The sequence below is a fragment of the Rhizobium sp. BK313 genome (assembly GCF_014193655.1).
Taxonomy (GTDB): Bacteria; Pseudomonadota; Alphaproteobacteria; order Rhizobiales; family Rhizobiaceae; genus Rhizobium.
Genome location: NZ_JACHZQ010000001.1, coordinates 478,888 through 493,427 on the forward strand (window position 1 = coordinate 478,888; position 14,540 = coordinate 493,427).

Here is a 14,540-nt window from a genome sequence, read left to right on the forward strand (position 1 = left end):
GATGAAGACGGCGATTAAGCGCCGGCTTCTTCTTCGCCGCTTTCTTCCGAAAGACCTGCAGCCGGAGCGACGATCGTTGCGATCGTGAAGTCGCGGTCGGTGATGACCGGGGACACGCCCTTCGGCAAGGTCACATCCGAGATGTGAATGCTGTCGCCGCTCTTGCGATCGGACAGGTCAACAGTGAAGAATTCCGGGATCGCATCGGCGGGGCAGTGGACTTCGACTTCGTGGCGAACGATGTTCAGCACGCCGCCAGCCTTGAGGCCCGGGGACTTTTCGTTGTTCACGAAGTGAACCGGGATATCGACGGTCACCTGGGTATTGCCGGAGACGCGCAGGAAATCGACGTGGACCGTGAAGTCGCGGACCGGATCGAGCTGGTAGTCCTTCGGCAGAACCTTGATCTTCTTGCCGTCGACGTCGATCGTCGCGATCGTGGTGAGGAAACCACCGGCATGAATGCGCTTCGTCACCTCATTGGTGTTGAGAGTGATCGAAATGGGGGCCTGCTTGTCACCATAGATGACAGCGGGAATGAAACCGTTGCGGCGAAGTTCACGGGCGGACCCCTTACCAACCCGTTCGCGCGCCTCGGCCTTGAGCTCGTAGCTTTCGTGGCTCATGGCTATTCCTTTCGAGGTTATTTGGAGAGTTCATCCGATCATAGGCATACCTGGATCGATTGAACTGGAGGAGAGCAAGCCCTGCCTCATCCGCGTTGCCTCCAAGGGTGTCTACGCGGACGCGTGGCGTATAATACAAAGAGGCCGACGGCGCAAGCATCTCCGGAGAAAGCGCATCTGTGATGACTTTGCAACTCATGGTAAAGAGCCGACGATGCTATTTCTATCAATGGCTTGACATATACTGTCGGCCTCTTCAACAGTCGACTCCAATCGATCAGCGTCAAAGGGAGAGGTCGGGTATGCGCCCCAAGGCTATCGCCGCCGCCGCAGTTTTTTCTATCGGTCTCGCTGGTGTTTCGCAGGCGGCCGACGTCAATGAGCAGGGCGCCAGGGAGTTGCGCAATATCCTGACGCATTCGCTCTCGCACGATCTCGCCCGCAGCGGTTTCGTCGCCGTCAAACCCGCGGGAGATCAATATGAGATTACCTACGATCTCGCGAAATTCTTCGACAAGATCAATTCCGGCGCGCTTTCGGTTACCGGCCTGAAGCCGCTGTCATTGTTTGCACAGCCGGTTGACCAAGGCAGGTGGCATCTCAAGGGCGACAATAGCCTCGACGTTTCGGTTCATTCGCCAGCATCCGACCTCACCTATTCGGTTGCATCCAGCTCCGTCGACGGCATTTTCGACCCGACGATCGAAGTGATGCGATCGATGGAGGTGAAGAGCAGTGGCGCCAAGTTCTCCAGTATCGGCAGCGGCAGAAATAGCGGGCATAGGATAGATGCCACGATCGATAGTGCATCATTCACCCATGCGGTGACTGACAGCAGCGAGGCCGGCAAAGTGGATCTGCAATCGCAGGGCACGCTGCAGCATCTCAGCGAACAAGTCGCCGCGCCCGGTGCCCCATCCGTCAATCTGAGTGCCGACAGCATCGATGTCAAAGTGACCGCGACGAGCTTGCCGGTGAAGGAGCTGCGTGAACTCGTCCGCTTCTTCATTCAGCACATCAAGGCCAAACAATTGTCGGAAAGCGGCAGCGAGAAGTTCGAGGAACTGGTGCGCCGCGCCTTACCGGTATTTGGTTCGCTGAACGAGACGGTGACGCTGAACAACGCGCTTGTGGAGACCGATAGAGGGAAAGTTGGCGTCAAAACGCTGGACTACAGTTTCAGGATGGATGGCCTGACCAAGGCCTCAAACATCAATTTTGGCCTGCGGGCCGAGCATTTCACACCGGACGCGGACCTTATTCCGCCCGCTTATGCGGCCTTCCTGCCAGAGACGGTCGATGTGCAGCTCGGGATTCCCAACGTCAATTTCGAAGGTCTTATCGACACGGCTCTGGAAGCGGTGACCGCGCGCGCGACGCCGGTCTCTGGCGAAGCATTGAAGCGCATCATGTTCCCGAGCGGCTATGGGACCCTTGAATTCCCGAGAATCAGCGTGGCTTCCGGCGTCTACGACGTCGAGGTCTCCGGCGCGTTGAAGGGCTCCACGAAGCATCACCCAAGCTACTCGCTGCAGGCGACGATCCTCGCCCGCAATTTCGACAGGACGGTCGCCGCCATTCAGGATGCTGCAAAGACGGAGCCGCAACTCAACAGCGTTTCCTTCAGCCTGATCGCCGCCAAGGGCTTTGCCAAGACCGATCCGGACGGCCGCCTGCGCTGGGATGTCACGATGGATGAGGATCGGACCGTCACGGTGAACGGGCAGGTGATGAAGGGGCTTTGAGGCCACGTCCGACTTGCTGGCCGGCGCGTGAGCGGCGTCATCATTCAATTGAGAATCATGTTTAGGGTTTTCCCGCTTTCAAACTATTTTTCCTAGCATCATGGGGGAGTGAATTATGCGTTTTAAGGCAGTTGCTGCCGCAGCGGTTTTCGCCGTTGGTCTGGCCGGCGCCTCGCAGGCGGCTGACGTCAATGAGCAGGGGGCCAGGGACCTGCTTGGCAACCTAACGCATTTCCTACCCGACGATCTCGTCAAGAGCGGGTTCATTGCAGTGACGCCGGCGGGCGGCCACTATGAAGTCACCTACGACCTGCAGAAACTCTTCGACAAGTTGAACGTCACCGGTTTCGACATTACCGGGCTCAAGCCGCTCATGGCTCTTGCGACGCCGCAGGATAGCGGCCTGTGGAATATCGAAGGCAATAACGCGATCGACGTAACGGCGCGCTCGAAGCCGGGCAGCGGCCCCGACGTCGAGTTTCGTTATGCGCTGGCGTCATCCAGCTTCGCGGGGGTCTTCGACCCTGCCATCCACTATGTTCGCTCGATGGACGTGAAGGGCAGCGGCATCACGCTCGCTACCAAGACCACCGACAACGGTGTGCAGAAGAACGACATCGCGATCGATGGTGCCAGCTACACGCTCTCCTCGTCCAGCAGCGGCGAGCCGGACAAGCTCGACCTGCAGATGACCGGCGGCTTGCAATCTTTCTACGACAAGATTTCCTCCGATACCGCGACGTTTGGCGAACTCAAGATCGGGGCGATCGATTTCAAGGCCAACGCGACCAAGCTGCCGCTGAAGGCGTTGAATGAAATCTTGCGCTTCATCTCGGACCATAAGGACACAAAAACCCTGTCCGACAGTGAGAGCGCGGCGCTCAAGGCTTTGCTGCAGAACGCGATGCCGCTTGCCGGTTCGCTTGAAGAGGCGGTATCCGCCAAAGACCTCTCCGTGACGACCCCGCTCGGCAATGGCGGGCTGCAGCAGATGGACTACTCATTCAAGGTAGCTGGACCGGCTAGCGCGATGAATGCCGATTTCGGCATGCGAGCTGAGAAGCTGACTCTAGCCTCCGGTCTAGTGCCTCAGGATTATGTCGCCTTTATTCCCGATGCCGCCGAATTGCAGATGCAATTGCCGAACCTGAATTTTACCGCGCTGATGGATGTTCTGCAGCAGACCGATTTCAACAATCCCGGGGGGACGGCACCCATGGATGACAAGTTGCAGCGGGCTATGTTTCCGGATGGAACGATGACGATCAATTTTCCGAAAATCAGTGCGGTCTCAGGCCTTTACGATATCGAAGCTTCCGGCAGCATGCGTGGCTGGTTGAACGAGAAGGACCGTGTCTCCGTGAAGATGACGGTGCTTGCGCGCGATCTCGATAAGACCATCGCCGCCGTTCAAAATGCTGCGAAGACGGAGCCGGATCTCAACCAAATGTCCTTCGGCCTGATGATGGCCAAGGGATTTGCCAAGACCGATCCGGACGGGCGCTCGCGTTGGGACGTCAGCATCGCCGACGACGAGTCCGTGACGATCAACGGACAAGTCATCAAGTAAGTCGATCTAATTTCAGAATGCAAACATGTTTGTCTTAAGGCCGCTGGCCCAGCGCTCGATTTCGCTCCTGTGGGCCGGCCAGGTGTTGGCGGCGACCGGATCCGAGTTCTATATGGTCGCCGTCGTGTGGATCGCGGCGGATTTCATTGGCCGCGACGCGGGTTATGTTTCCGCCTTGCAGTCGGGCGCGCTCCTCTTCGGCAGCCTGTTCGGCGGCATTCTGACGGATCGCTGGCGGCATAGCACGACGATGATCTCGGTGGACGTTCTGCGCGCTGTTCTCCTGCTGGTCCTGTCCGTCGCCGGATTCATGCATTTCATGAGCCTGCCGCTGTTGATGGTGCTCGCCGGATGCATTGCTTTGCTGACGGCTGCCTTCGATCCGTCATTGCAGGCAACGCTTCCCACAATCGCCATCGATCCAGACATTCGTCATGCGACCAACGGATTGTTCGACGCGACGAGGCGCATGGCCCGCATCCTCGGACCGAGCCTGATTGCACTGGTCAACGGGTTTCTGCCGAAATCGCAGTTTTTCACGGTAACGGCGGCGACATTCCTGCTTTCCGCCTTGGCGGTGTGGATGGCTGTCGCCAGATTGCCGTCCGCGCCACGCCGCCGCGAATTCTCGGGGACGGCCGCGGTGATTGACGGTGTGTTGGGTGGGTGGCGGATGGCGCGAGGCCATGCTGCCATATTGTATGGTCTATTCACGAACCTGATGGGGAACATCGCCTGGGCGATGGGCATTTTGCTCGGGATGATCCTGCACCTGCGCGAGACCAGCACCGATCCTCTGACGGATTACAGCCTGATGATGACGGCCTATGGTGTCGGCAACGTGACGACCAACCTGATCCTCAGCAACATAAAGCCGCGCCGACCAGTCGTGTGGATCATCACCGCAAAGCTCATTTTCGGCGCCGGCGTCTTCCTGCTGCCTCTGATGCATGATCGCCTGTGGCTGATGGTCGTCGCGTGCCTCGCCGCAATCAACGGTCCCTTCGAAAACCTTGCGATGCTGCATCTGATGCAAACGCGCAGCGAACCTCATCGTCTGGCCCAGATCTACCGACTGCTGATGTGTGCGATCTTCCTCGGCCTTTTCCTGGCCTATCTCATGTCGCCCAGCCTGTTTGCCTGGTTCGGCATCGGCCCATCGATCATGGGCGCCGGTGCAGCGGTCTTTGTTGCCGGGCTTATTGGAATAGGGCTGCTTGCCTGGAGGCAAAGCCATCCGGTTGACGCGAAACCTGCGTGAGAAGAGAGCCGGCTGGCCTTCAGTCAAACAGGCTCGATACCGATTCTTCCTGGCTGGTGCGGTTGATGGCTTCACCGATCAGGCTGGCGGTGCTGATGACGCGGATATTCGGGGCAGATTGCACCGCCGTCGTCGGCTGAATGGAATCGGTAATCACCAGTTCCTTCAGCTTCGAGTTTGTGACGCGGGTCACGGCGCCGCCGGAAAGAACGCCGTGGGTAATGTAGGCGGTGACGCTTGCTGCGCCTTGTGCGAGCAGGGCATCGGCCGCGTTGCAGAGCGTGCCGCCGGAATCGACGATGTCGTCGATCAGGATGCAATCCTTGCCGGCCACTTCGCCGATGATGTTCATCACTTCGGATTCGCCCGGGCGATCACGGCGCTTGTCCACGATCGCCAACAAACAGTCGAGGCGTTTGGCGAGCGCACGGGCACGCACGACACCGCCGACGTCCGGCGAAACAACCATGACGTTGCTGATGTCGTAGTTGGCCTTGATGTCACGGGTAAGCACCGGAACCGCATAGAGATTGTCGGTCGGGATATCGAAGAAGCCCTGGATCTGGCCTGCGTGCAGGTCGAGCGTGAGAACGCGGTCGGCGCCAGCCTCGGTGATCAGATTGGCCACCAGCTTGGCCGAGATCGGCGTGCGCCCGGAAGCGCGGCGATCCTGGCGGGCATAGCCGAAATAGGGGATGACTGCGGTTATGCGCCGCGCCGACGAGCGGCGCATCGCATCGATCATGATCAGCAGTTCCATCAGATGATCGTTGGTCGGAAACGACGTCGGCTGAACGACGAACACATCCTCGCCGCGCACGTTTTCCTGGATTTCAACGAAGATTTCCTGGTCCGCGAAACGCCGGACACTGGCCTTGCCTAAGGGAACATTGAGATAATTGCAGATCGCTTCGGCGAGGTGCCTGTTCGAATTCCCTGCGAAAATCTTCATTTTGGCCCGCCTGTTACCAACCTGATAGCCGCGCTTTTAACCGGCTTGGTCTCGAATGCAAGGGGCTAGAGTAAGATAGCTTTCATATTTCTGAAAAGCTTGTGGCTATCCACCGCGCGTGTCGCGCCAGGAATTGAATTCCGACATGGTTTCGGTGGCGATTTTCTGCATGACGGAGGGCGGGATGGCGGCCCATGGATCGCCGCGCTTCAGTGGCGCGCTTTCCGATCCCTGGATTCGGTGCAGGCGGGCACCGCTGTTGTCGAGGACGTCCCAGACATAGGTGACGGAAATCTGCGGTCCGTCCTCGAAGGCGGAGAGATAGCCCTTCAGGATATAGCCGGCACTGGAATCGCTCGAGCTCTTGATCGTCAGTCCGAGGGCGCGGGCCTCGGCGCCGAGCTGACGCGACAGCGGTGTGACGGCCTGGACCGGTGCACCGATGATCGGCAGGAAACGGACGCTGTTTCTATCCGTTGCCGTGGTGGGGGGAAGGGAGGCTTGCTGTTCCGGCTGTTGCTGATCGTCCTGCTGATCCTGAGCCGCTTGCTGCGGCTGTGGATCGTCGGCGAGGCGGCTGTCGGCTTCGCGCTGTTCGTCAGCGTCCGAAGCTTGCGTATCCTGCGACTGGATGGAGGCCGTCCGCGAGCCGTCGAGCGGGCGGGAGGCATAAGGATTGCGACCGCCGCTTCTCAGCGCGGCCGCCTGATCGTCGAGCGAGCCGCTGCCGCCATAGCTCTGCGGTTGGTAACCCTGCTGTTGATAACCCTGTCGTTGGTAGCTGTAGCTGTCCTGCGCGGTTTCATAATTCTGCTGGCGTTGCGGCGCGGAGGCCATACGCTCGACATCGCGTTGTGTAACCGGGCTGGAGCCGACATCGCCGATGCTCTCGGGTGGGGTCAGGGCATCTGTCGTATTGCAGGCGGCGAGCGCAAAGCAGAAACCAACGGAAATCAACGTTGTCCTGACCAGTCCCATTTGCGCGATCCTTTCCTTCGACGGTCTCCCCGTTCAGGATCGCTATTTTACGCTGCTAACGGTTAAGAAATTCGAGCTGATGGCGCGACAAAGGTTTCGGAGCCTGGGATGTCGTCAGATAGGTTTGGCCGAGCGTCATAGCGGTGCCGGTGTCCGAGTCCATGATAATCATGTGCACGAAGAGCGACATGCCCTCTTCGATCTCCCGCGGGTTGCCGACATGGAACATTTGGTGCTCCATCCAGGAGGGCGAGAAGCGCGCACCGAGCGAATAGCCGCATGCGTTCAGCCGGTGGCGGGCAAGGCCGCGCTCGTCCATGATCTTGGCGTGCATATCAAAGACGTCGCCGAAGGTATGGCCGGGCTTCAGCACGGTTTCGATCGCCTGGATGGTTTCGAGGCAGGCGTTGTAGAGTTCGCGGTGGCGATGACTGGGGGTGCCGACGACGACGGTGCGCATCATGGCGGCGTGGTAGTGGGCATAGGCGCCGGCCCATTCAAGGGTTAGCTGGTCATTGACATCCAGCTTGCGGCGCCCGGCCTTATAGCGGCAGAGCAGGGCCTCGGCGCCGGAGCCGATGATGAATTCGTTGGCGGGATAATCGCCGCCGCCGGAAAAGATCGCGCCTTGCATGGCGGCAAGGATATCGGCTTCGTCGGCGCCGGGTTTGATCAGAGCGAGCGCTGCGTCCAGCGCATCGTCGGCGAGCACGGCGGCGCGTTCGACATAGGCGATCTCGGTCGGGCTTTTGACGAGGCGCAGACGGCTGACGAGGTAGGACGCGTCGACGATCTGGCCGAAGGTGGATATCTGGCTGTCGAGCAGGCGGGCGACGCGGCCGGTCATGCCATGGGTATCGTATTCGACGCCGATACGGGCGCCGAGGAGATCGAGCTCCACCAGCAATTCCTTGAGATCAAGCGTCGGATCGGCGTTGACGCGGTCGACCCAGATGCGGATGTCGGATATGACCGACGTGAGCTGTGCCTGACGAAGATCGGCCGAGCGGGTGAGCAGCACCATCGTACCGTCAGCCTTTACCACCAGCGTTTGGAAGAAGCAGTAGCCGAACGTATCGTAACCGGTCAGCCAGAACATGCTTTCCTGCGCGAAGAGCAGCATGGCGTCGAGCTTCTCCTCCTGCATTTTCGCAAGGAGGCGGGCCAGGCGAGCAGCGAATTCGCTGCGTGCGAAATGCAGGGCCATTTAAAACGTCTCCTCGATGGCAATGGCGGAAATCTGCCTGCCGTAATCCGGCTCCTTCGCATGGGTGGTGCGGCGATAGGAGAAGAAGCGGTCGGGATCGGGGTAGGTACAGAGATTAAGGTTTTCGGCAGTTACGCCCGCCTTGTACAGGCGGTCGATCGTCAGACCCGGTAAGTCGAACATCGCGTGGCCGACCCGCTTGGACGGAATGAAATACCTGGCGTAGTCAGGGTCGTAGGCGACGAAGCGGTCGACGAATTCCGGACCGACCTCGTAGCTCGCCTGGCTGATCGAGGGGCCGAGGCAGGCGGTGATCATTTCCCGCTTGGCACCGAGCGCGACCATCGCTTCGATGGTGTTTTCCAGGACGCCGGTCAGCGCCCCCTTCCAGCCGGCATGGGCGGCGCCTACCACCCGGTTTTCAGGATCGGCGAAGAGGATCGGGCCGCAATCGGCGGCGAGCACGCCAAGCGCTATCCCCGGCGTCGCCGTCACCATGGCGTCGGCTTGCGGGCGAGTGCCGTCATAATTCGCGTCGACGGCTATCACGTCGGGCGAGTGGACTTGATGCACGGTCGCAAGCCGTTCCACCGGCAGGCCGAACCAGCCGGCGACCCGGCGACGGTTTTCCTGGACATGCTCCCGATTGTCGTGGGAACCGAGGCCGACGTTCAATCCGCGATAGAGGCCCTCTGAAACACCGCCGTCACGGGTGAAATAGCCATGGCGAATGCCGGCGCTTTTGGCGGCGCTCAGCAGCGTGCTTTCGATCGGAGTCGGCAATGCTGCGTCCCTTGATGTGTTCTTTCGTGATGAAATAACGCCTCTGTGGCGAAGCGGTTCGATTTGAGCGGGATGTTGGCCCAGCCATGCGCGCTCTGTCAATCCGCGGAGATCAACACTGTTGTTCAGCGGATGGGACGAAAGGGCAGAAGATCGATCGCTGGACTGGAGACTGCCAGTACCTTGAAAAGCTCGCCCATCTTGCCTTCGCCGGCGCCCGCAAGACGTTCGACGGCGGCACGGATGCCATCTTGTGTTGCGGCGTCATGGTCGCGCCCAAGCGCCGCGGCTCGCTCCAGCAGCCCAAGCCCGATAAGAAAATCGCCCTGATGGCAGCATCCGTTGATATGCAGTCCGGACGCAACAGCGGTTTCGGCCAGATGCTGGAAATCGACATGGCTGGTGAGATCCGCTTCGCCCGGGTGCTCCAGCGGCGGGTCGTATTCATGCATGCGCACGGCCTGCAGCGTATCGCCGAAACTCGTCGCCATGTGGCCGTAATCGATGGTGAGCATCGTGCCGCCATGGGTGGCAAGCCGGTCGCAGATCGTCGTCATCACCGCCTGGCGGGCAGGGGCGAACTCGAAGATCGTGCCGACCGGAGGAAGCGGCCCGTCTGGAAGAAGCGCGGGGTCCAAGCTTGCGACGCCGGCCGCGAACGTCAAGTCGTCATTGGCGTCGAGCCCGACCGTGCGTTCGCGAAAACCGTTGGCGGTGCGGACGAACTGGCGGATGGGAATAGCGTCGAACAACTCATTGGCAGCAAGCAAAGTGAAACCCGCCGGCACGTCATCGAAGTCCGAATGCCAGGAAACCTTGTCGCCGTGGATCTCAAGCGTCTGGCGCTGGAAGCCCTGCAGGCGCTCGCTGGTTTCAACCAGATGCACGCTCATCGCGTTATAGAGAGGCGGGGCCAGCTTTTCGATGACGCGCAGCATATCCGCCATCATCGTACCGCGGCCGGGGCCGATTTCGACGAGGCGTACATCGGCGGGTGTGCCGTGGCGCTGCCAGGCATGCACCATGAAGACGCCGATCATCTCGCCGAAGAGCTGGCTGATTTCGGGCGCGGTGACGAAATCCCCGACACGCCCGAAAGGTTCACGCGTCTTGTAGTAACCATGCTGCGGGTCGGCGAGGCAGAGTGAGAAATAGTCGGTGATGCTGACCGGTCCGTTGGTGCGGATGATGGCTTTGATTTTTTCCCCGAGCGCGGTCGTCATCGTTTGGTCTCGCTAAAGCATGGTCCCGAAAAATGTGAGGCGGCTTTCGGGAAGATCATGCGACATTAAACCCAGAGTTCAAGCCGTCTGCCTGGCTGCAACGTGGCGGGCCCGGATGACGGCCCACAGGCCGACCGCGACCATCGGCAGGGAGAGCACCATGCCCATGGTCAGCCAGTTCGTGCCAAGGAGATAGCCGAGCTGTTCGTCAGGCTGGCGGAAGAATTCGACAAAAATGCGCGAGAAGGCATAGCCGATGACGAAGACGCCGCTGACGGTGCCGGGTTTCTTCAACGCCAACGCCCAGCGCGTGAGGATGAAGAGGACGACGAAGAGGACGATGCCCTCGATGCCGGCTTCGTAAAGCTGGCTCGGATGGCGCGGATCAAGGCCGGCAGGGCAGACGCCCTCGTGAGCGGCGATGACATGCGGGCTGCAGAAAACCATCGCCCAGGGCACGTCGGTAGTTCGGCCCCAGAGTTCGCCATTGATGAAATTGGCGATGCGGCCGAAGAAAAGCCCCACGGGGGCGACGGCGGCTACGATATCGAACAGGCTCCAGACCGGGATCTTGTTGCGATTGGCGAACAAGATCATAGCGATGGTGGTGCCGATTAATCCACCGTGGAAGGACATGCCGCCATTCCAGACCTCGATGGCGCGGATCGGATTGGCGAGCACGGGATCGAGATCATAGAACAGGATATAGCCGATGCGACCGCCAAGCACGATGCCGAAGGCGACCCAGAGAATGAAGTCGTCCAGATGCGCACGCGTCAACGGTGCGGTGTCGTTCAGCCAAAGCTTGCCATTGTCGACCAGCCGCCTTGCGTAGAACCAGCCGAGCAGGATGCCCGCGACATAGGCAAGACCGTACCAGTGGACCGACAGCGGACCGAGCGAAAAGGCGATCGGATCGATATCAGGAAACGGTAGGATGGCGGCAAGGTTGGCGGATGTCAGCAAGATTCTCGGGTCCGTTAGAGCATGATTCCCAAAACTATGATGCAGTTTTTGGATAAGAGCATGCTAAATCCAGTGTGCGCGGAACATGGCGTTCGGTATTGAAACGGTCAAGTCGATTATTCGTGTGTCTCTCGCCGCGGGTCAGGTTGTCCCGTTCTATCTCAATTTGCTTGCATCGGACCCTGGGAAATCTTACCTCAGACCTATCTGGCCCCTATATGAAGCCGTCCATTTTTCGGGGCCGACGGCCGCAAGGAGACCACTATGAGCACTGGACCGAACCGTATCTTGGACGAATTCGCCAAGCTGATGACCGATGCCGCCGGTGCTGCCCAGGGCGTGCGCCGAGAGATCGAAACAGCGGTCAATGCCCAGGCCGAGCGTTGGCTGAACAGCCTCGATATAGTCAAGCGTGAGGAGTTCGAAGCCGTTCGCGAAATGGCGATCAAGGCGCGGGATGAAAACGAAGCGCTGCTCGCCAGAATCGAGGCGTTGGAAGCGCGTCTTTCCTCCGAAGGCAAATAATCGCGATTCATTTTGCGAGAAATCGGCGCGGCACGCATCTGCCGCGCATTTTTCCTCTAAAATTTTCGGTGGTTTTTCCACCTGTGGACACAGGCAAAAAAGCCAATCGCCAGAGTCAGTTATGACTCCCTTCTGAATAGACATCGGAAGAGCTTTCCACAGCGCCCTTCGCCAAAATCTCTGATGAGGGGCTGGCATGCCGGGCATGCCGCTATACACTGATTTTAAATGATGATTCGAAACGGACTTGGTAAGCTCCGGACAGGGTGGATGCGTTAGTCTGGCAGCCGTTCAACATCATCCCGAGGATGTCTCCGGAGTAAAAACTGTTTGCGTTCTTTCAGTGTTCGAACACAAGGAAGCTGCATTCGTTCCGGTCAAGAAGGTGCTGCATGAGCCTTATGGAAATGGAAGTCGAACGACAATCGAATCCGGTCGATATGATCGAATTCGTGGCCGCCAATAATGACTGGTCGTTCGAGCGATCCGGCGAGGATGAAATCGCCATGACCGTCGAAGGTCGATGGACCGATTACCATGTCTCCTTCTCCTGGATGGAGGAGTTCGAGGCGCTGCACATTGCCTGCGCCTTCGACATTAAGGTGCCGGAGATTCGCGTCAACGAGGTCATCAAGCTGCTGTCCTGCATCAACGGTCAGGTGCTAATGGGACATTTCGATCTGTGGCGGCAGGAGGATATCGTGATCTTCCGGCAGTCGCTACTGCTCTCCGGCGGCGCCGAGCCAACCAATCGGCAGGTGGAAGTGCTGCTGTCCAACGCTCTTGACACCTGCGAAGCTTACTATCAGGCTTTCCAATTTGTAGTGTGGTCCGGCCTTGACGCAAATCGCGCCATGGAGGCCGTGCTTTTCGAAACCGTAGGCGAAGCCTGATATGGCAACAGAGGCATCCTCGAGCGCTTTTGCATCCTCCGACCCCATCATCTTGATCGGGGCCGGGAACATGGGCGGCGCTCTGTTGACGGGTTGGCTGAAAAGCGGTGTGCCGGGTTCTTCGGTGACCGTCGTCGATCCCAAGCCGTCCGAGGCGATGCTGAAGTTGATCGCCGACGCGGGCGCAAGCCATGTCACCGGTGTTCCTACTGACGTCACCGCCGGCGTTCTCTTCATTGCCGTCAAGCCACAAGTTATGGAAGCGGTATTGCCGCCGTTCAAGGCGGCGATTGGACCGAAAACGGTGGTAGTGTCGATCGCTGCCGGCAGGACGCTCGCTTTCCTTGAGAAACACCTGGGTAGAACTGCGATGGTGCGCGCCATGCCGAACACGCCCGCCATGGTCGGTCGGGGGGTCACCGGTGCGTTTGCCAATGCAGAGGTCGGCGAGCGCCAGCGGCAGTTGGTGCAAAATCTCTTGAAGGTGTCCGGTCCGGTCGAATGGGTGCCGGAGGAAGCCGATATCGATTCCGTGACGGCCGTCTCCGGCAGCGGACCGGCCTATGTTTTTTATCTCGTCGAGTGCATGGCGGAGGCGGGCCGGAAGCTTGGCCTGCAGGCGGACCTCGCCATGCGACTCGCACGGGAAACTGTCGCGGGGGCTGGTGAATTGTTGCATCAGTCCCCCGATGACGCCTCGCGCCTGCGTCAGAATGTAACCTCTCCCGGCGGCACCACCGCCGCTGCCCTTGCCATTCTGATGGCGGAAGACGGCATGCAGCCTCTGTTCGACGAGGCGCTGGAGGCAGCGCGCAAGCGCGCGCAGGAACTGGCCGGTTAAGTTTCCCAGTATTAAGAGGGAGTGCGTATGGCGGAAGAGATCACCTACGGCGATTTTGAGCGCGTGGATATCCGCGTCGGCACGATCATCGAGGCGGAGCCTTTTCCGGAAGCACGCAAGCCGGCCTTCAAGTTGAAGATCGATTTCGGACCGGAGATCGGCATCAAGCGCTCATCGGCGCAGATCACCGTGCACTACACACTGGAATCCCTCATCGGCCGTCAGGTCCTAGGTGTCGTCAATTTTCCGCCGCGCCAGATCGGTCCCGTCCGCTCCGAAGTGCTCACTCTCGGCTTCGAGGATGAAGCGGGCGCGATCGTGCTTGCGGCTGTGACGCAGCCGGTGCCGAACGGCAAGAAGATGATGTAGTTCAACGGTGTATTGCCGTTAGTGAATATCCCGTGACACCGGATCGGTCAGACTGAAATCCAAAAATTCAGCCTCGAAACCTTCGCGCTGCGGGGAGCAGAAGGCCGGGCCGACGGAGACCTCTTCGAGAGCCGGATCAAACCAGGCGAGCCGGGCCATGCGCCACTCGGTCATCTTGTCGGTGCGATATTGGATGAAAAGCGCGTCGCCGTTGCGCGTCACCCGCACAGATAGGGCGTCGAACTCATGATCGAGCCGGAAGGCGGACCAGTCGGAATTGCCGTTGGTGACCACCACGCTGAAATGTTTGGCGCCGTCGGTATATTCGATCCCGCATTTCATCCAATGGGTGGCGTCATGGCGGACCATCAGGCCGGCCTGGTCGTAGAGTTCGCGGTAGTGTCCGATGAAGGTGATCTCGGCGGTGAAGTCGCCAAGGCGTTGGCGACCGAGGAAATGGCCGTCGTCGCGGTGGAAGCCGTAATAGGTTCCCTGCCAGAAGTCGGTCTTGTCGCCGGAGCGGACGATGAGCCGGCCGTTGTTCATTTCCCAGGCCGGCGGTAGATTCAGCCAATGCATGTCGTTGATGTCGATCGGCATG

The 14,540-nt window shown here is 59.5% G+C and carries 15 protein-coding genes; 7 read left to right on the plus strand and 8 right to left on the minus strand.

The genetic code is table 11. The features are described 5' to 3' along the window. Positions 1-14: 14 nt before the first annotated feature. On the minus strand, positions 15-626 hold the full coding sequence (locus FHT86_RS02245) for a 50S ribosomal protein L25/general stress protein Ctc (protein ID WP_133705244.1): 612 nt from the start codon (positions 624-626) through the stop codon (positions 15-17). 302 nt (positions 627-928) lie between these two features. Here FHT86_RS02245 and FHT86_RS02250 point away from each other — a divergent pair, with 302 nt between their 5' ends. The 3 genes from FHT86_RS02250 to FHT86_RS02260 all read left to right on the plus strand — a co-directional run bounded on the left by FHT86_RS02250 (position 929) and on the right by FHT86_RS02260 (position 5,202). Further along, positions 929-2,371, plus strand: a complete 1,443-nt coding sequence (locus FHT86_RS02250) for a hypothetical protein (RefSeq protein WP_133705245.1) — start codon at positions 929-931, stop codon at positions 2,369-2,371. Between the two features lie 115 nt (positions 2,372-2,486). After that, the gene (locus FHT86_RS02255; protein WP_133705246.1) at positions 2,487-3,941 is read left to right on the plus strand and encodes a hypothetical protein; all 1,455 of its coding nucleotides are present in this window, start codon (positions 2,487-2,489) and stop codon (positions 3,939-3,941) included. A gap of 25 nt (positions 3,942-3,966) precedes the next feature. Beyond that, positions 3,967-5,202: an MFS transporter gene (locus FHT86_RS02260; protein ID WP_133705247.1), complete on the plus strand. Its 1,236-nt coding sequence runs from the start codon at positions 3,967-3,969 to the stop codon at positions 5,200-5,202. 19 nt (positions 5,203-5,221) lie between these two features. Here the strand turns inward: FHT86_RS02260 and FHT86_RS02265 are convergent, their stop codons facing one another. From FHT86_RS02265 to lgt, 6 genes are all read right to left on the minus strand, one after another. Further along, positions 5,222-6,154 carry a ribose-phosphate pyrophosphokinase gene (locus FHT86_RS02265; RefSeq protein ID WP_133705248.1) on the minus strand — a complete coding sequence of 311 codons (933 nt, stop codon included), beginning with the start codon at positions 6,152-6,154 and terminating at the stop codon, positions 5,222-5,224. 105 nt (positions 6,155-6,259) lie between these two features. Further along, a complete protein-coding gene (locus FHT86_RS02270; RefSeq protein ID WP_133705249.1) occupies positions 6,260-7,132 on the minus strand; it encodes a hypothetical protein in 873 nt (290 codons plus the stop codon). Positions 7,133-7,187: 55 nt separating this feature from the next. After that, positions 7,188-8,339: a M24 family metallopeptidase gene (locus tag FHT86_RS02275; protein WP_133705250.1), complete on the minus strand. Its 1,152-nt coding sequence runs from the start codon at positions 8,337-8,339 to the stop codon at positions 7,188-7,190. After that, a complete protein-coding gene (gene pgeF / locus FHT86_RS02280; protein WP_133705251.1) occupies positions 8,340-9,122 on the minus strand; it encodes a peptidoglycan editing factor PgeF in 783 nt (260 codons plus the stop codon). Between the two features lie 125 nt (positions 9,123-9,247). Next, positions 9,248-10,345, minus strand: coding sequence for a class I SAM-dependent methyltransferase (locus FHT86_RS02285; RefSeq protein WP_133705252.1), 1,098 nt, complete (start codon positions 10,343-10,345; stop codon positions 9,248-9,250). A gap of 78 nt (positions 10,346-10,423) precedes the next feature. Further along, a complete protein-coding gene (gene lgt / locus FHT86_RS02290; protein WP_133705253.1) occupies positions 10,424-11,311 on the minus strand; it encodes a prolipoprotein diacylglyceryl transferase in 888 nt (295 codons plus the stop codon). A 264-nt stretch (positions 11,312-11,575) separates the two neighbouring features. On the opposite strand from lgt, the gene FHT86_RS02295 reads away from it, so the two are divergent. The 4 genes from FHT86_RS02295 to FHT86_RS02310 all read left to right on the plus strand — a co-directional run bounded on the left by FHT86_RS02295 (position 11,576) and on the right by FHT86_RS02310 (position 13,939). Then, the gene (locus FHT86_RS02295; RefSeq protein WP_133705254.1) at positions 11,576-11,836 is read left to right on the plus strand and encodes an accessory factor UbiK family protein; all 261 of its coding nucleotides are present in this window, start codon (positions 11,576-11,578) and stop codon (positions 11,834-11,836) included. A 392-nt stretch (positions 11,837-12,228) separates the two neighbouring features. After that, positions 12,229-12,729, plus strand: a complete 501-nt coding sequence (locus FHT86_RS02300) for a YbjN domain-containing protein (protein WP_133705255.1) — start codon at positions 12,229-12,231, stop codon at positions 12,727-12,729. Between the two features lies 1 nt (position 12,730). Further along, entirely contained in the window at positions 12,731-13,570 is an 840-nt protein-coding gene (proC, locus tag FHT86_RS02305; RefSeq protein WP_133705256.1) for a pyrroline-5-carboxylate reductase, read from the plus strand. Positions 13,571-13,597: 27 nt separating this feature from the next. Further along, positions 13,598-13,939 carry a tRNA-binding protein gene (locus tag FHT86_RS02310; RefSeq protein ID WP_133705257.1) on the plus strand — a complete coding sequence of 114 codons (342 nt, stop codon included), beginning with the start codon at positions 13,598-13,600 and terminating at the stop codon, positions 13,937-13,939. A gap of 18 nt (positions 13,940-13,957) precedes the next feature. Here FHT86_RS02310 and FHT86_RS02315 read toward each other — a convergent pair whose 3' ends face one another. Next, positions 13,958-14,539 (minus strand): DUF1349 domain-containing protein, encoded by a 582-nt coding sequence (locus tag FHT86_RS02315; RefSeq protein ID WP_133705258.1) that lies wholly within the window; start codon positions 14,537-14,539, stop codon positions 13,958-13,960. Position 14,540: the final 1 nt, after the last annotated feature.